This window comes from Nocardia callitridis, from assembly GCF_039543305.1.
GTDB lineage: Bacteria > Actinomycetota > Actinomycetes > Mycobacteriales > Mycobacteriaceae > Nocardia > Nocardia callitridis.
In genome coordinates, this window is record NZ_BAABJM010000005.1 from 148,622 (window position 1) to 165,962 (window position 17,341).

At 66.2% G+C, this 17,341-nt stretch carries 16 protein-coding genes; 6 read left to right on the top strand and 10 right to left on the bottom strand.

The window, feature by feature from the left end:
• Window positions 1-6 precede the first annotated feature (6 nt).
• Complete coding sequence (locus tag ABEA50_RS23215) at window positions 7-552, bottom strand: DUF1697 domain-containing protein (RefSeq protein WP_345497897.1); 546 nt, start codon at window positions 550-552, stop codon at window positions 7-9.
• 132 nt (window positions 553-684) lie between these two features.
• A complete protein-coding gene (locus ABEA50_RS23220; protein ID WP_345498207.1) occupies window positions 685-1,425 on the bottom strand; it encodes an acyltransferase in 741 nt (246 codons plus the stop codon).
• 313 nt (window positions 1,426-1,738) lie between these two features.
• Between ABEA50_RS23220 and ABEA50_RS23225 the strand changes: the two genes are divergently transcribed.
• Window positions 1,739-3,091 carry an outer membrane protein assembly factor BamB family protein gene (locus ABEA50_RS23225; protein WP_345497898.1) on the top strand — a complete coding sequence of 451 codons (1,353 nt, stop codon included), beginning with the start codon at window positions 1,739-1,741 and terminating at the stop codon, window positions 3,089-3,091.
• Window positions 3,092-3,110: 19 nt separating this feature from the next.
• Here ABEA50_RS23225 and ABEA50_RS23230 read toward each other — a convergent pair whose 3' ends face one another.
• The 8 genes from ABEA50_RS23230 to ctaD all read right to left on the bottom strand — a co-directional run bounded on the left by ABEA50_RS23230 (window position 3,111) and on the right by ctaD (window position 12,103).
• On the bottom strand, window positions 3,111-4,310 hold the full coding sequence (locus tag ABEA50_RS23230; protein WP_345497899.1) for a THUMP-like domain-containing protein: 1,200 nt from the start codon (window positions 4,308-4,310) through the stop codon (window positions 3,111-3,113).
• Window positions 4,311-5,354 (bottom strand): class I SAM-dependent methyltransferase, encoded by a 1,044-nt coding sequence (locus ABEA50_RS23235; protein WP_345497900.1) that lies wholly within the window; start codon window positions 5,352-5,354, stop codon window positions 4,311-4,313.
• A 115-nt stretch (window positions 5,355-5,469) separates the two neighbouring features.
• Window positions 5,470-6,267 carry an enoyl-CoA hydratase-related protein gene (locus ABEA50_RS23240; protein ID WP_345497902.1) on the bottom strand — a complete coding sequence of 266 codons (798 nt, stop codon included), beginning with the start codon at window positions 6,265-6,267 and terminating at the stop codon, window positions 5,470-5,472.
• A gap of 30 nt (window positions 6,268-6,297) precedes the next feature.
• Window positions 6,298-7,158 carry an NUDIX hydrolase gene (locus ABEA50_RS23245; protein WP_345497903.1) on the bottom strand — a complete coding sequence of 287 codons (861 nt, stop codon included), beginning with the start codon at window positions 7,156-7,158 and terminating at the stop codon, window positions 6,298-6,300.
• Between the two features lie 60 nt (window positions 7,159-7,218).
• Window positions 7,219-8,052, bottom strand: coding sequence for an ABC transporter ATP-binding protein (locus tag ABEA50_RS23250; protein WP_345498208.1), 834 nt, complete (start codon window positions 8,050-8,052; stop codon window positions 7,219-7,221).
• Between the two features lie 59 nt (window positions 8,053-8,111).
• Window positions 8,112-8,954, bottom strand: coding sequence for a peptidyl-tRNA hydrolase (locus ABEA50_RS23255; protein ID WP_345497904.1), 843 nt, complete (start codon window positions 8,952-8,954; stop codon window positions 8,112-8,114).
• A gap of 25 nt (window positions 8,955-8,979) precedes the next feature.
• A complete protein-coding gene (serB, locus tag ABEA50_RS23260; RefSeq protein ID WP_345498209.1) occupies window positions 8,980-10,203 on the bottom strand; it encodes a phosphoserine phosphatase SerB in 1,224 nt (407 codons plus the stop codon).
• Window positions 10,204-10,360: 157 nt separating this feature from the next.
• Window positions 10,361-12,103, bottom strand: a complete 1,743-nt coding sequence (ctaD, locus tag ABEA50_RS23265; RefSeq protein WP_345497905.1) for an aa3-type cytochrome oxidase subunit I — start codon at window positions 12,101-12,103, stop codon at window positions 10,361-10,363.
• Between the two features lie 371 nt (window positions 12,104-12,474).
• Here ctaD and ABEA50_RS23270 point away from each other — a divergent pair, with 371 nt between their 5' ends.
• The 5 genes from ABEA50_RS23270 (at window position 12,475) to ABEA50_RS23290 (ending at window position 17,082) form a co-directional block, all read left to right on the top strand.
• A complete protein-coding gene (locus ABEA50_RS23270) occupies window positions 12,475-13,494 on the top strand; it encodes an iron-siderophore ABC transporter substrate-binding protein (RefSeq protein WP_345498210.1) in 1,020 nt (339 codons plus the stop codon).
• 3 nt (window positions 13,495-13,497) lie between these two features.
• The gene (locus tag ABEA50_RS23275) at window positions 13,498-14,061 is read left to right on the top strand and encodes a peptide deformylase (protein WP_345497906.1); all 564 of its coding nucleotides are present in this window, start codon (window positions 13,498-13,500) and stop codon (window positions 14,059-14,061) included.
• A gap of 97 nt (window positions 14,062-14,158) precedes the next feature.
• On the top strand, window positions 14,159-14,881 hold the full coding sequence (locus tag ABEA50_RS23280; RefSeq protein ID WP_345497907.1) for a hypothetical protein: 723 nt from the start codon (window positions 14,159-14,161) through the stop codon (window positions 14,879-14,881).
• A gap of 216 nt (window positions 14,882-15,097) precedes the next feature.
• Complete coding sequence (gene nrdF / locus ABEA50_RS23285; protein ID WP_345497908.1) at window positions 15,098-16,060, top strand: class 1b ribonucleoside-diphosphate reductase subunit beta; 963 nt, start codon at window positions 15,098-15,100, stop codon at window positions 16,058-16,060.
• Between the two features lie 128 nt (window positions 16,061-16,188).
• Window positions 16,189-17,082, top strand: coding sequence for a TIGR03621 family F420-dependent LLM class oxidoreductase (locus tag ABEA50_RS23290; protein ID WP_345497909.1), 894 nt, complete (start codon window positions 16,189-16,191; stop codon window positions 17,080-17,082).
• Window positions 17,083-17,341: the final 259 nt, after the last annotated feature.

The window sequence follows — 17,341 nt, forward strand, 5'->3', positions numbered from 1 at the left end:
GGGCCGTCAGGATTCCATCTTCTTGACGATCCGCTGCACCGTGAGCCAGGTGCGCGTCGTGATGTTCTTGCCGTAGGTGCGTTCCAGCCACGCCATGAAGTTCGGCGTCTTACCTTCCTCGCTGTTGTCGACGATCGCGAGAAACGCGCGCGCCGCTTCGTCGTAGCCGACCACACGCGTCCTCGGATCCTCGACCTCGGGTTCGCGCACGGTGACACCCGCGCTGTCCTTGACAAATGTCGCGATCAGGTACGTGCCGCGACCGTGTGTAAGGCCGGGGAACGGATCGGAGTCCAGCAGTGCGCGCAGTTCCCCGTGGCTGCGCACGATGGTCCCGCCCGGAATGCCGAGTTCGCGGTTCAGCGCGGCTTGGATGCGGCTTTCCAGCTCATCGATCTCGCCGTCGGGCGCACGGAAGACAATGTTCCCACTCGCCACTACCGACGCGACACCCTCGAACCCCAGGCCCTCGAACACCCCGCGCACCTTCGCGTTGCTCATACTGGGATTGCTGGGCGCGATGCCACGCAACAGGGCGGCGTACCGGTTCATTCCGGTGAACCTACCCGCGCCCACCGACGAACTCGTGCGGACACGAAATTCCCCGCACCGCACGCGCCCAGAAATTCGGCCGGATCGTGCTTGCCCGGGATCTACCGACGCGCAGGTGGGGATGGCGACCGCTCACACCGATTGCGAGGCGCCGTGCTTCTTTCGCTCGATATCCGCCAGCGCCGCACGGTGTCTGGCCCGTTCCTCGGCAGCGGCCTCCCACGCGGCCTTGCGGTTCTTGACCACCTTCGCTGGGGCGCCCACCGCGATACCGAAGTCCGGAATCTCGCCCTTCACCACCGCGTGCGCGCCGAGAACGCAGCCGCGCCCCACGCGCGTCTCACGTAATACGGTGACTTTCGCGGCGATCCAGGTGTCCGGCCCGATGCGAACCGGGCTCTTCAGGATGCCCTGGTCCTTGATCGGCATGGTGATGTCGTCCATCTTGTGGTCGAAATCGCAGATGTAGCACCAGTCGGCCACCAACGTCGACTCCCCGATCTCGATGTCGAGATAGGTGTTGACCACATTGTCCTTGCCGAAGACGACCTTGTCGCCGATCCGCAACGAACCCTCGTGACACCGAATGGCGTTGCCGTCACCGATGTGCACCCAGCGGCCGATCTCCATGCGCGACAAGCCCGGCGTGGCGTGCACCTCGACGCGGCGACCGAAAAACACCATGCCGCGCAACACGATATGCGGATTGAGCAGTCGAAACTTCAACAGCCGGTAGTAACGCACCAGATACCACGGTGTGTAGGCCCGATTGGCGAGCACCCAGCGCAACGACGCCACGGTCACGAACCGCGCCTGGCGCGGATCCTTACGACGCGAACCGCGCCACCGCGAGCGCACCGGTGCGCCCCACATGCTCGTCACGGACGTTCTCCTGTCATGGTGTTTGCTACGGTCGCCACGACCGAGGGCGGCGCACTCCGCCTACGCGGGCGGGCCGACCACCACGGCGACACCAAGAGCTTATCCGCTGAGATCGCACCAGGTGACGGCCACCCGCATCGGCAACGACACCGACCCGTACACTCGCGCGCGGCGCTCGGGCGTACAGTGACTCGTGCGCTGCGGACGCCGACGGAAACCTCACGCGGACACCCGAACCGAACCACCGCTACGGTGACCGATCGGGAAGCGAAATCGCGACCTTTCCGGTCGGGGCGGGGTGGCAATGACGACAGGAGTTCAGCAGGTGCGAAGCGGCGGCGTACTGGCCACGTCCACTTGGCGAGCGTCACGGGGACGGGCGGCGGGGTCGCTGGTGTCGCTGGTCGCCCTCGGTGCACTGGTGTTGACCAGCTGCGGCACCGATTACGACGATCTCACCGTCGCCCCGCAGGACGGCTGGCAGGCGCCGCACGGCGACGCGCGCAACTCCGCGACCAGCCCGGTCACCGGCGGCCGTCAGGTAGCGCTGAGCTGGTCCCGTCCGGTGGGCGGCCCGATCGCCGAACCGGTCACGGTGGGTCGCGACGGCCAGATGTTCGTATCCGCGCAGACCGCCAATTGCGCAATCGCCTCTTTCCAGATGGCGACCGGCCGCAAACGCTTCTGCAATCCGATCGGCCCGACCGCGCTGTGGTCGCCGACCCTGGTCGACGGACAGTCCAATGTCTACCTCGGCGACGACAGCGCGGTGAACTCGTTCAACTACCTCGGTCAGCCACGCTGGCGGGTGCCCGTCGCGGGAACGCCGGTGTCCCAACAGTTCACCGACGACGGAAACCTGTTGACCATCACGCAATCCGGTCAGCTCGATGTGTTGGCACGCAATACCGGCGAACGCGTGCTGGCGTCCATGCAGCTGCTCGGCCAGCCCGATTTTCTCAGCCATCCCGACCTCGACTGGCCCGCCGCCGACGTCGGTCTCGACGACTGTGCCGAGGGTGGTCCGCACTGCGCGGTCGCGAACGTCTCGGCGATGGGCGCGGACGGGCGGGTGTATCTCACACTGTGGCGGCCGGGACACGCCACCGCCGACCTGGTCGCGCTTCGCTACGCCGACAAGCAGATTCAGCAGGAATGGAGCGTGCCGATCCTGCGGGGCGGCAGCGCGACCAGCCCGGTGCTGTCGGCCGACGGCAGCACGCTCTACGTCGGCGACAACGACAAGCGCTTGATCGCCCTCGACACGACCGACGGTCGACAGAAGTGGACACAGCCGCTGCCATGGGCGCCACGCGGCCTCTCGGTCTCCGACGAGGGACTCATCATCCCCTCCGGCGACGAGGGCCACCTGCTCGCGATCCGTGATTCCGGGGACGCCGCCGAGATCGCCTGGGAACGCAAAGACCTCGATCTGCGCGGAACGCCTGCGCAGACCGCTGGCGACACCGGCTACATCGTCGCGGCGATCGGTGACGGCCTCAACCTGATCACCTTCGACACCACCACCGGAGCCACCCTCGACTCCGATGAGCTGCCCGGCGCACAGGGCAGCACCACCGGTACCGCGATCGGCCCCGAGGGTGAAGTGGTGACCGCGACCCGCATCGGCGAAATCTTCGCGTTCAAGCCCGAATAACGGTCGAGTTCGGGTTCTTTCAGTCCAGCGCGGCTTCCCGACCCGCCGCTCGCGCGGCGGTCGCTGTGCACAGGAAGACCGTCGGTGTTCGACCGATCCTCGTGATGATCAACGTGTACGGCTGGGTGCCTTGCGGTTTCATTCTGCGCCGCAGGCTGTCCGGATCGAGGTCGACACCGCGCGTCATGATCTCCAGCGCCCCGCAGTCGTGTTTGCGTAGCTGGGCGCGCACCGTCTTCTCGCGCAGCTCGAAACGATCGAGCACACGGAATCCGCGCATCCCGGCGGGCACATGGTCACCGGTGAGGTAGGCAATGCGCGGATCGAGTTGCCACAGGCCGTGTTTGGCGGCGAAGTGTCGAACGAGGCCGGCACGAACCACCGCGCCGTCCGGGTCGAGGATCCACTCCCCCGGCGCACGCTCCGCAATCTCGTCGGGTTCGGCGTCGGTGATCACCGCTTCGGACCCGTTCGAACGCAGCACGGTGGCGCGACGGGTGACCGTGGGATCTGCCAAACCGCTCGACCACAGGCACGCCTCGCGCACCGAACCGTCCAGCGACACCACCTCCACCTCGCCCGCCCAACCCAGTCGGTCGAAATCCAGTCCGGGCGCGCACTTCACCACCAGGTCGCGACCAGGGTAGGCCGCGATCAAATCCGGCAGCGGCGGTTGGAGTTTCGCGGGGTCGTGCGTGCGCCGCCCGTCGGCACGCCGCGCGGGATCCGCGAGCACCACCGTGTCGGTACTCACAGGAGCGAGGGCATCCGCCCTGGCCAACAGCACATTTCGCGATCCCGCGAGATTGTGGGCGGCCATCGACAGCCGCACGTCGTCCAGATCGCTGCCGAGCACCCTGGGACATATCGCAGCCAACTCGGCGATCTCGGCACCGATCGAACACGTCACGTCGTGGACAGCCCGACCCGCCAGCCGCATGGCGCGACGGCGCGCCACCAGTGTCGGTGTCGCCTGTTGGAGTGCGTCGTCGGTGAACAACCAGTGCGCGGCGTCGAGCAGCTTCACGCCCGCTTTGCGCCGCAGCCGCACCGTCTCCACCAATGCCGCCGCCGACGCACCGAACGCACGCCGCACCGACTCCAGATCACGCAGATGCGTCGCGGTCGTCAACTCCAGCCGGTCGACCCGAGCCAGCGCGGCAGCACCCGCCGCACCGGACAGGAACGCGACATCGGCGCGACTGAAGCCGTATCCCACCTACTCGGTGGTCGCGCCCGGCTTCACGCCGGTGATCATGGCGTTGTAGAAGAACTGCCGAGGCACAATGCGCCGCAGGATGTTCTCGTCCAGCCAGCTCAACCGCAGCCACGCGCGGTACATCGTCAGTCGGTAGCGCATGCCGAGCTTCTCCTCGGGCACCGCGGCCTCGAAGGTACGCACCGGCCAGCCCCACAGCGCCGCCGCGAACTCCTCGGTCGTCGCCTTGACCTCGACCGCGCCCGCCGAACGGCTCAGCGCCTCCAGCTCACTCGGGTCGAAGGTGTGCAGGTCGACCACGGCCTCCAGCGCGGCCGCGCGCGAGGACTCGTCGAGTTCCTGTTGCGGACGCCGCCACCCGGCCAGCGTGGGCAACTTGGTGACGGTGGTGGTGGCCTTCCAGGTGATCCGGCCCAGCCAACGCGCGTAGAAATTGCCCACGGTGGTGGGCTCACCGGCGAACACGAAGCGCCCGCCCGGCTTGAGTACACGCAGGCATTCCTTCAGGGACAATTCGACGTCGGGGATGTGGTGCAGCACGGCGTGCCCGACCACCAGGTCGAAGGTGTTGTCCTCGTACGGGATGGTCTCCGCGTCGGCGACCCTGCCGTCGACATCGAGCCCGAGGTGCTGCGCGTTGCGCAAGGCGACCTTCACCATGCCCGGCGACAGGTCGGTGACCGAACCCGACTTCGCAATGCCACCCTGCATCAGGTTCAGCAGGAAAAACCCGGTGCCACAGCCCAATTCGAGCGCACGCCCATAGGGCAGCGGTGCAGGGCCGACCGCGCCGTCGAAGCGACCGCGCGCATAGTCGATGCAACGCTGGTCATAGGAGATAGACCATTTGTCGTCGTAGGTCTCGGCTTCCCAGTCGTGGTAAAGCACCTGGGCGAGCTTCGTATCCTTCCGCGCTGCCTCCACCTGCGCCTCGGTGGCGTGCGGATTCGGCGCCGGGTCGTTCGGCGCCGGATCATTCCAAGCTGGCGCTGCGTCGTTCAACGCTGTGGCATTCGGCGCGGGGTCGTCGGGACGTACCGTCATGGTAGGCAAGCCTACATAAATCCCCAGATGGGACCCGCAATCGGGGGCTTCGATCGCGGCGAGCGGACCGGCCCCTGAGACAAGAACCGGTTCCGATCAGGGCATCTTCGTCGCGCTACCGCCCGACGAAGGCGGCAGCGCCTGGACCGTCGGCGCGATAGGACCGCGTCCCGATCGCGCGGTCCTCGGTCCCGAACAGACGCGACCATTGCGCCCGACCGCCCGCCCGCGTGCCCGCCTCGGACGCCGACTGCGCCTCGAAGACCGCCTTCGCCGCGGCCAGCGCGACCGCGGGGCCGCCGGTGAACTGCCGTGCCCACGCCACCGCCGCGGTGTAGACGTCATCGGGGGCGACGACCTCGTCGACCAGACCCAACGCCTCGGCCTCGTCCGCCTCGACAAACCGGCCGGTGTAAACCAAATCTTTCGCCGCACCGGGCCCGATCAAGGACACGAGCCGTGGTATCCCGGACAGCGGGATCAGTCCGGCCAGAATCTGCGGCATCCCCAGCTTCACATTGTCGCCGATGATCCGACGATCGGCGCCGAGCGCGAGTTCCAAGCCGCCACCGAGGCAGTACCCGCTGATCGCGGCGACCGTCGGCTGCGGAAGCCGCGCAAGGCAATCCAGGCCCAGCCGCAAATCCTCGGCGATCGCCTCGGCCTGGGCCGCACCGAGCTCGGCGAGTTCGGTCATCTCGTCACCGGCCGAGAACACCCGCTCGTCGCCGTAGAGCACCACGGCCGCGACCTCCGAGTTCGCGGCGAGCGCCTCGGCCGCATCGGCCAATTCCCGAACGACCTGCGCGGTCACCAGGTTCATCGGCGGGCGGGACAACCGCAGGACGGCGACGCGACGAACCGCGTCGTCCACGTCGTCGGTCAGCAACTCCGTGGTCACGAATTCGGCCATGGCAGGCAACGCTACCCGGTGGGCGTGCGCCTACCGTCGCCCCGACGAGTCTGTCGCCGGGGCGGACCCACGCAGCCGACTCGACTCGGGGTGATCGGCGAAATATCGCCGGTTGTCCGGGAATTGCAGCAATTGCTTGCCGTCCAGGTCGGCCAACACCGGCATGATCGGATCGATCTCCCGGTCGGCGGCGAAAATCTCGGCGGTGGAAGCGAACTCGCCGAGCGCGACCAGCTGCGCCCAGGTCGGCGGCAACAGCACATCGGCACCGCCGCGCCAGGCGTCGAGCGCCTGAGCGGGCGTACGCCAGTGCACTTCCCGCGCTTCGGAGGTCGCACCGTCGGCCAACTGCCCGTCCGGCAGCACCGCGACGAAAAATCGCGTGTCATACCGGCGCGGCTCGATGACCGGCGTGATCCAGTTCGCCCACGGCCGCAGCAGGTCGGCGCGTAGCACCAAGCCTCGGTCGGCGAGAAAACCCGCGAGCGAGAGCTCGCGACGCTCCAATTCGCGGCGCGCGACGCGGTATTCGGTGGTGTCGGACACCACGCTGTCGGCCGTCGGGCCCGCGAGCAGCACCCCGCATTCCTCGAACGTCTCGCGCACCGCAGCACACACCAGCGCCTGCGCCTGTGGCTCGGTGGTGTCGAATCGACGTGCCCACCACGCGGGTTCCGGTCCGGCCCACGCGATCTCAGCGGTCGCGTCGGAGGGGTCGACCCCGCCACCGGGAAAGACCGTCATCCCCGCGGCGAAGGCCATCGCATCGACCCTGCGCTGCAGGAAGACCTCGGGACCTGCCGCCCCGTCACGCACCAGCATCACCGTCGAGGCATCGCGCAACGGCGCCGCCTCCGCTCGAGAGTTCACCGGCGCGTTTGTCTCACTCATCCCTGCACCATAACGCTGTCGATGAAGGGCAACTGTCCAGCACCCTGGGGTGACAGGCGCTCAGCGCGTGCGGTGCCTACCCGCTCGACGTGCGCGCCGGGCGAAGTAGCGGCCGTCCACGTTGCTCAGCGCGATCGACTGACGAAATGCCTCGCTGAGGTTCTCCGAGGTCAGCACGTCGGCGAGCAGACCCTGCGCGACGACCTCGCCCTCGTTCAACAGCAAACCATGCGTGAAACCCGGCGGGATCTCCTCGACGTGGTGGGTCACCAACACGATGGCGGGGGAATCCGGGTCGGAGGCCAGGTCACCGAGGCGCTCCACCAGCTCTTCCCTGCCACCGAGGTCCAGACCGGCACCCGGCTCGTCCAACAACAGCAGTTCGGGGTCGGTCATCAACGCGCGAGCGATCAACACCCGCTTACGCTCCCCCTCCGACAAGGTGCCGTAGGTGCGATCCGAAAGATGCTCGGCGCCAAGGCTTTCCAGCATATTGACGGCGCGGTCGGTATCCACGTCGTCGTATTTCTCCCGCCACCGCCCGATCACCGCGTAGCCCGCGGAAACCACCAGGTCGCTGACCTTCTCGTCGAGCGGCACCCGGCCGGCTACCGCAGCCGACGCCAAGCCGATTCTCGGGCGTAGCTCGGTGATGTCGGTCTTGCCGAGCACCTCACCGAGCAGATGCGCGGTGCCCGAGGTCGGGTGAGTCTCAGCGGCCGCCATCCGCAACAGCGAGGTCTTGCCAGCACCGTTGGGGCCGAGCACCACCCAGCGTTCGTCGAGCTCGACCTGCCAGGTGATCGGGCCGACGAGCGTATTGCCCGACCGTCGAACGGTCACATCGGTGAAATCAATGAGCAGGTCGGAATCCGGTTGCGCCACGAGCTCCATCTTGTCGCACTCCTGGGGGATGTCGCCAACGCTGGCGAGTCGTTCGAGAAAGTTTCTGTTCACCGTGCGGCTGGCCACACCGCTATCACCGTGATCGACCCCGGCGCCACCTCCGTGAATCCGGCGTCACGCACCGCGACTCCCACACCTCGGTCCGCCTGCTCGGCGAGCGCCCGCCATCGTCGAGGATCGGCCTCGCGCACCGAGCACCGAAACCCGTCCTCGGCCCAACGCACCACCGCTTCCCCCGATAACGCGCCCGCCAGCAACATGCTGGCGTGGCCAACCTGAGCCGCCGCCTTGCCCACGGTCATGCCGAGGCTCGAATTCACCCACAACACAGGCAGATTCGGTGCGGGCGAGCCGGGATCGTCGTGCTCGAGATCGGTGCCACCGATCTGCAACCGCTTGACCCTCGGATCGACCGCCCCCACCGGGCCGGGCACCAACGCACGCGCCTGCGCGCCGTCGATCTGCGCGGTGACGCCATCGACCTCCCCGACCGCCGACCAATGCCCACCACGCGCACGCCGAGCCAGTTTCCTGATCCGCGCGCCCTTCCAGTCCAGGTACGGCTGCTCCCATTCGCCGCCCGGCCCCACTCGCTCGTCCAAGCACAACCGCACCGTCGCGACGGCCGCCGCGGCGAGCAGCGCACTGCGTCGGGGCGGATCGGTCTTGGGTAGATGCAGAACCAACGGCATCGCCAACACCAACGCCGGATCGTCGGGGTCGTCCTGACCGCCGTAACCCGCGGCCAACTCGGCATGCCGGACCAGCAGCCCCGCGGTGTCCAGCTCAGCGTGCGGCCGCGATTCGAGATCGTGGCCGCGCGGGTGGCCGTCGGGCGCTGTCTCGACGGCGCCGGAATCGACGGCATCAACCCCGCCCTGCTCCGTCATCGCCGCGCCCCCGGACAACCCACGGTCACCGGCCCACCAACGGCACCCGCCGCAACACTCCGTCCCGCGCGTCCGCAGCCTCCACCTCGTGCCGGGTCACGCCGAGAATGAACAAGACGGCGTCCAGATACGGGTGCGACAACGCGGCATCCGCGACCGCGCGCAACGCGGGCTTGCCATTGAACGCCACACCGAGACCGGCGGCGTTGAGCATATCGATATCGTTCGCCCCGTCACCCACCGCGACGGTCTGTTCCATCGGAATCCCGGCCTCGGCGGCGAACTTTCGCAAGGCCGCCGCCTTGGCCGGTCGATCGACGATGTCTCCGAGCACGCGCCCCGTCAGCTTGCCCGCCACCACCTCCAGGGTGTTGGCCTGCACGAAATCCAACTCCAACTCGTGCGCGAGCGGCTCGATCACCTGCCGGAAACCACCCGAGACCACCCCGCACCGGTACCCGATCCTGCGCAAGGTGCGAATGGTGGTGCGTGCGCCGGGCGTCAATTCGATCCGGTCGGCGACCGCGTCGATCACCGACTCGTCCAACCCCGCCAGTGTCGCGACGCGCTGACGCAGCGACTCCGCGAAATCGATCTCCCCGCGCATGGCGGCCTCGGTGACCCGGCGCACCTCGTCGGCGACGCCCGCGTGTTCGGCGAGCATCTCGATCACCTCACCCTGAATGAGCGTCGAATCGACGTCGAACACGATGAGTCGCTTGGCCCTGCGTGCCAAGCCCGCGCGTTCCACCGCGATGTCGACTTCTTCGGCCACCGCGATCTCGGCCAGCGCGGTGCGCAGTCGCGAATCGGCGTCAGCGCCGGTATCGGTCGCGGTGAGCAGCAACTCCATTCCGGTGACCGGATAGTCGGCGATGCCACGGATGGTGTCGATGTTCGCACCGAGCGTCGCCAGTTGTCGTGACACCTCGCTGAACGCGCGCGCGGTGACCGGGCTCCCGAGAATCACCACCGCGTGCGTCGACATCTGCCGCCGACCGATCGCGGCGTCGACCTCCACGTCGACATGCATGCCGACGGTGTTCATCGCCTCTTCCACCTCGTCCTGCAACGCCTCGGGGTCGTGCGGGCAGGTCACCAGGACGCCGAGGGTCAACCTGCCCCTGATCACGACCTGCTCCACGTCCAGCAGGCTCACCTGGTGTCGCGACATCGCCGCGAGCAGCACGGACGTCACCCCGGGCCGGTCGGGTCCGGTCACGGTGACGAGAACTGTGGTGTCGGCCAACTGATGCGCTCCAGGTTCGGGGTCCGGTGTGTTCGGTTCCGGGTGGTGGTACTGGACCTCGTTGTCCGATGTGCTCACACTCGAATACTCGCACTCGCGGCAAACGAGTGTGCACCCGCCGATGGATCAGCGGGTGCACACTCGTCGCACAATTGTTCTACTTCGCGGCCACGGCCGCTTCGTCGGCTTCGGTCGCGTGCTTGGCCGAACCCCAACCGACGTGCGCTTCGGCGCGCATCCGATCGACCATGTGCGGGTAGTGCAACTCGAACGCGGGCCGCTCCGAACGGATCCTCGGCAGCTCGTAGAAGTTGTGCCGAGGCGGCGGACACGTCGTCGCCCACTCCAACGAGTTGCCGTAACCCCACGGGTCGTCCACCGTGACGACCTCGCCGTAACGGAAGCTCTTGAACACGTTCCAGATGAACGGCAGCATCGAGGCGCCGAGCACGAACGCGCCGATCGTGGAGACCGTGTTGAGCGCGGTGAATCCGTCACTGGGCAGGTAGTCGGCGTAGCGACGCGGCATGCCCTCGTTACCAAGCCAGTGCTGCACGAGGAAGGTGGTGTGGAAGCCGATGAAGGTGGTCCAGAAGTGCCACTTGCCCAGCCGCTCGTCCATCATCCGACCGGTGATCTTCGGGAACCAGAAGTAGATGCCCGCGTAGGTGGCGAACACGATGGTGCCGAAGAGCACGTAGTGGAAGTGCGCGACCACGAAGTAGGTGTCGGTGACGTGGAAGTCCAGCGGCGGGCTGGCCAGGATGACGCCGGAGAGACCACCGAAGAGAAAGGTCACCAGGAAGCCGAGGGAGAACAGCATCGGTGTCTCGAAGGTCAACTGTCCGCGCCACATCGTGCCGATCCAGTTGAAGAACTTGACACCCGTCGGCACCGCGATCAAGAAGGTCATGAACGAGAAGTACGGCAGCAGGACGGCGCCGGTGGCGTACATGTGGTGTGCCCACACCGCGACCGACAGCGCCGCGATCCCCAGGGTGGCGTAGACCAGCGTCGTGTAACCGAAGATCGGCTTGCGGCTGAACACCGGGAAGATCTCGGAGACGATCCCGAAGAACGGCAACGCGATGATGTACACCTCGGGGTGGCCGAAGAACCAGAACAGGTGCTGATAGAGCAGGATGCCGCCGGTCGCCGGGTCGTAGATGTGGCCACCGAGGTGGCGGTCGTAGGCGAGGCCGAACAACGCCGCGGTCAGCAGCGGGAACGCGAGCAGGATCAGCACGCTGGTGACGGCGATGTTCCAGGTGAAGATCGGCATGCGGAACATGGTCATGCCGGGTGCGCGCAAGCAGACGACAGTGGTCAGCATGTTCACGCCGCCGAGGATGGTGCCGAGACCGGAGACGGCCAGGCCCAGAATCCACAGGTCGGTACCGACGCCTGGCGAGTGCAGGATGTCGGTGAGCGGCACGTACGCCGTCCAGCCGAAGTCCGCGGCGCCACCGGGGGTGATGAAGCCAGCGGTCGCCATGGTGCCGCCGAAGGCGTACAGCCAGTAGCTGAAGGCGTTGAGTCGGGGGAACGCCACGTCGGGTGCGCCGATCTGCAACGGCAGCACGATGTTGGCGAAGCCGAACACGATCGCGGTCGCGTAGAACAGCAGCATGATCGTGCCGTGCATGGTGAACAGCTGGTTGAACTGTTCAGGTGAAAGGAATTGCAGCCCTGGACGCGCCAGCTCGCCGCGCATCATCAGCGCCATGAGACCGCCGACAAGGAAGAACGCCATCGAGGTCACCAGGTACATGGTGCCGAGCACCTTGGGGTCCGTGGTGGTGACCGCCTTGAGGATGAACGAACCCTTCGGGCCGGTCCTGGCCGGATACGGCCGCGTCGCTTCCAACTGAGGGACTGGCTTGGGCTCTAGGGCAGTCACTGATCCTCCTGAAGGTGCCAACGTCGCTGCGCAGACACCGCTTCTCGCGTCCATCCCCGGCGGGCGAAAACAGACAACAGTTGCTTGCGCTCATGGAATCGTAAACCGAGCTTCTCGGCGGCGCCCGAACGGGTCCTACTCTCTGTCGTATTTCGAGTTGTCGTGTCCCGTTGTGCAGCGCCGATGATTTCGATGATGTGGCACGGCCGCGTGTCGGGCCAGGCAGCTACACAACCTCCGCCAGCGACGTCGGTCGCACGATGTACCCTCACGGCATGCCGCTGAGCGCCTTGGTTCGCCCTCGAAACCGCACGGCTGCCGGGGAATCCGGCACCGAGATCATCCACCGCCACCGTATCGGACGCGTGGGCATGGTCGGTGTGGCGGTCGCGGCAGTGTGCGCCACCGTGTTCACCGCGGGCTGCTCCTCGACCGAGGGCGAGGACGCCGTCGTGCGGACCACCACCAATATCGCGGGAGCGGGCGTCGTCGGGCTGGAACGCGACACCACACGCTCCTGCGCACTGCCCAGCGCGCCTGACCCCGCCGAGAGCGATACGCGCGATGTCACCCACGCCAACGGCGTCTCCGAGGTGCCCGCCGATCCGCAGCGCATCGTTGTGCTCACCACCTCCGCACTGGACGCGGTGTGCGCGGTAGGACTGTGGGAGCGCGTCGTCGGGACGACCACCTTGGACGGACCCGATCCGCAACCCGGTTATCTGGGTTACGGCGTGATCGACATTCCCGGCGTCGGCACCGCCGCGCAACCGGATCCGGCGAAGATCGCCGACCTGCACCCCGACCTCATCCTCGGCGACACTCCCACCGGTTCCGCCGACTACGACGCCTTGCGCGCGATCGCACCCACCGTCCTGGTCGGCGCGAACAACAGTTGGCAGGCGGAATTCAGCGCGTTCGCCGCCGGTCTCGGCCGCACCCGTGCCGCGCAGTCGGCGTTGGCCGACTATCGGACCGCCGCCCAAGACACGGGCAAAGCCCTGTCCGCCAACCAGACCCAAGCTTCGGTCGTGCGCTTCACCGACGACGCGATCCGGGTACAGGGTACCGACAGCTTCGCGGGCCAGGTGCTGGCCGACGCCGGGGTACAACGTCCGACCGCGCAACGCGGCACCTCGTTCGACGTGCACGAAGGCGAGTACGCCGACAAGCTCGAGGGCGACCTGATCTATGTCGACCTCGCGGGCGAGGCAGGCAAGGAACACGGCACAGCGGTCATGCACAGCGACGAGTTCGAGGAACTGAGCGCCGCCAGCGACAAACGCGTCTTCGCCGTCGACGACACAATCTGGCACGGCAACGGCCTCACCGCCGCCCGCGCCCTGCTCACCGACCTGAACAGCAGCCTCAACGGCTACGTCACCGACTGACCGATGACCGTTCGCCCCATCCTCATCGCCGGCGATCCTCGACTGAGCACCCCCGCCGTCCCCGTCACGGTGTTCGACGAGGAGTTCGCCGCTTTCGTCGAGGATCTGTTCGCCACCAATACCGCCGCCGACGGCGCTGGCCTCGCCGCGAATCAGGTCGGCGATCCCAGGGCAGTATTCATCTACGACCTTCGCGACGCGGATGGTCGGCAGCGTGGGTGTGTCGTCAATCCGGTCCTCGAGACCTCGGAACGTCCGGAGACCATGCCGGACCCGGAGGACGATCTCGAAGGGTGTCTTTCGGTGCCAGGCGAGTGGTTTCCCACCGGGCGCGCGCACTGGGCGAGAGTCACCGGAGTCGACGCGACCGGCGCACCGGTTTCGGTCGAGGGCACCGACTATCTCGCGCGCTGCCTCCAGCACGAAACCGATCATCTCGCAGGGCATCTCTACCTTGAGCGCCTCATCGGCCGTCATCGCCGCGAGGCCCGCAGGATGATCAAGGACCGCGGCTGGACGGTGCCCGGCGACCAATGGACGCCGGGTACCAGTTCCGATCCTCGGTAAGCCCGCGTGCACATCGGTCACGCACATTCATCACGAATGCCGCTGTGGCACAACATATTCAAGTGTCAGATTTTCACATAGCGAATTGCTATGTGAGTTGGATTCGGCGCGCGCGATCGCTATGCTCATTCCCGTTACCAAACCGTTACCCAATAGGGGGAGGGCTCAACTGATGATGGGAAGTTGGAAGTCATTGGAGCAACGAGTACACAGCCTCGAAGTGTGGCGCGATCTCCAGATCACGAGGGATACTCAGACCGTGACCGAGATCCACGAGCAGCTGACGAGCCTGAACACGAAAGTCGATGCCGTGCAAAACAGCATCGGCGATCTAGACGGCCGGTCGGTGGCCTCGCGCTTGATCTCGATGAGCGTCGATATCGGCGAACTCCGGCATGAACAACAAACCTTCGCCACCCGACAAGACGCCATGAGCGTCAGCATCGACGAACTCCGGCACCAACAACAAACCTTCGCCACCCGACAAGACGCCATGAGCGTCAACATCGACGAACTCCGGCACCAACAACAAACCTTCGCCACCCGACAAGACGCCATGAGCGTCAACATCGACGAACTCCGGCATGGGCAGCAAGCCATGGACACTCGGCTCGACACCATGGACAGTCGCCTCGACGCCATGGATGGTCGCCTCGACGCCATGGACACTCGGTTCGACGCCATGGATACTCGGTTCGACGCGATGGACGCCCGCATGGACTCGATGGATCGGCGTCTGATCAACGTGGAATCGGGCATCGGCACCATCAAGACCGATGTCGGTCAGATCCTGCGTATTCTTCAGGCCCCCACCAACTAGGTTCACGTACGAGCCTTCTCGCGCCCGTCCTTACGCACACAGGCGGACAAAGGGCGCGAGAAGGCGTCGTGTCAGCCACCTACCTCCGCCTCGGCGCGACACAAGGTGTTGTGTTGAATCGACATGTCCAACACAAGGAGTAGTGTTCGGACGAGAGGCGTAGGCGAACCAGCAAATACTCGGGGCAGGGTGCCCGAGAAAGGGTGTGGAGGCAGAATGAAGTTGATCGATCGGGTGTCGGCCATCAACTGGAATCGGGTGCCCGATGAGAAGGATGCCGAGGTCTGGGACCGGCTGACCGGCAATTTCTGGCTGCCGGAGAAGGTGCCGGTCTCCAATGACATTCCCTCGTGGGGCACCCTCACCGAGGATGAAAAGCAGCTGACCATGCGGGTTTTCACCGGCCTGACGCTGCTGGACACCATCCAGGGCACCGTCGGCGCGGTGAGCCTGATTCCGGACGCGCTCACACCGCACGAGGAAGCGGTGATGACCAACATCGCGTTCATGGAGTCGGTGCACGCGAAGAGCTACAGCTCGATCTTCTCCACCCTGTGCTCGACCCGCGAGATCGACGATGCCTTCCGCTGGTCGGAGGAGAACCGTAATCTCCAGCGCAAGGCCGAGATCGTGCTCGGCTACTACAACGGCGACGACCCGCTCAAGCGCAAGGTCGCCTCGACGCTGCTCGAGAGCTTCCTGTTCTACTCCGGCTTCTACCTGCCGATGTACTGGTCGTCGCGAGCGAAGCTCACCAACACCGCTGATCTGATCCGGCTGATCATTCGCGACGAGGCCGTGCACGGCTACTACATCGGTTACAAGTATCAGAAGGGCTTGGAGCTGGTCGGGCAGGCCGAACGCGAGGAACTCAAGGACTACACCTTCGAGTTGCTGTTCGAGCTCTACGACAACGAGGTCGAATACACCCAGGACCTCTACGACGAAGTCGGCCTCACCGAGGACGTCAAGAAGTTCCTGCGCTACAACGCGAACAAGGCACTGATGAACCTCGGCTACGAGGGCCTGTTCCCGAAGGACGAAACCGAAGTGAACCCGGCCATCCTCTCGGCCCTCTCCCCCAACGCCGACGAAAACCACGACTTCTTCTCCGGCTCCGGCTCGAGCTACGTCATCGGCAAGGCGGTCAACACCGAAGACGAAGACTGGGAGTTCTGAGCCCCAACAATTACCTCGAACGGCGGCGGATCCTTCCGCCGCCGTTTTTGTTGCCGCAGGGTGGCACGAACTAGCTGACCGGAAAAACCTTGGTGATCGGTGCGGTGGACGGCGGTAGTGTTCGAGGTGTGGCTGAAGAGCGAAACAACGTGACAGAGCGTCCCTTTCGGTTCGGTGTCGGGGTCGTTGGCGGGGCGTCGAGGGCCGAGTGGCGGGAGAAAGCGCGGCGGGCTGAGGGGTTGGGGTTCGACGTGCTTCAGTACGCCGATCATCTGGGGTTGACTTCGCCGTTTCCCGCGCTGGTCACGATGGCCGAGGCGACCGAGCGGGTGCGGGTGGGGACGATGGTGTTGAACGCGGGGTTTTATCGGCCCGCCTTGTTGGCGCGTGATGTGGCGAGCGTGGATCTGCTCACCGACGGACGCTTCGAGTTCGGGCTCGGCGCGGGACCGGACTTCGCGGAACCGGAGTTCGAGGCGGCGGGGCTGCCGTTTCCGAGCCCTCGCCAGCGCATCGACCACCTTCGCGAGACCATCGGCGAGATCAGGTCCTTGTTCGCGGGGGAGCACGAGCCACCGGTGACACGGCGAATTCCCCTGCTGGTGGCTGGTTCCGGGAACCGGCTCGTGCGGACCGCGGCCGAGTTCGCCGATATCGTCTCGCTGGCGGGGGTACCGACCGACAGCATCGATTCCGAGCAAGCGGGGATCAACGCACTCGGCGAACGCGTCGAATTCGTGCGGACCGCCGCGGGCCAGCGGTTCGCCGAGATCGAAGTGAGCCTGATGGTGCAGGCGTTGGAGATGCCGGGACTCGAGACACCGGGGCTCGCCATGGCGCGCATGTTCAACCCGGACCGGTCGGATGAGCAACTGCGCCAACTGCCCGGGGTACTGCGCGGCTCCGCGCGCGAGATCGCCGACACCCTGCGGCATTACCGCGACAGCCATTCGGTCAGCTATTTCACCGTCACCGAAGACAACATGGTCGCCTTCGCGAAGGTCATCGAAGAGCTTCGGTAAACGCGCCGTGTGGGGCGTGCCCGACAGCACGCCACCCAACGGTGCGGCAGGGGTGATGACCAGTCCGATCGCGCGCCGTCAGGATCAGGTCCGTTCGGCGATCGCTGTCGCCGAACAAGCCCATGCGTGCGATGCCATCGATGCCGCGTCCCGCGAGTTCGCGGTTGCGCCAGTGGATTATTCGCAGGGTCGATGGTGGCTTCGCGACCCAACGCGAACGACCGCATCGACCGCGGCAAGCAGGTCGAGCCGGGCGACT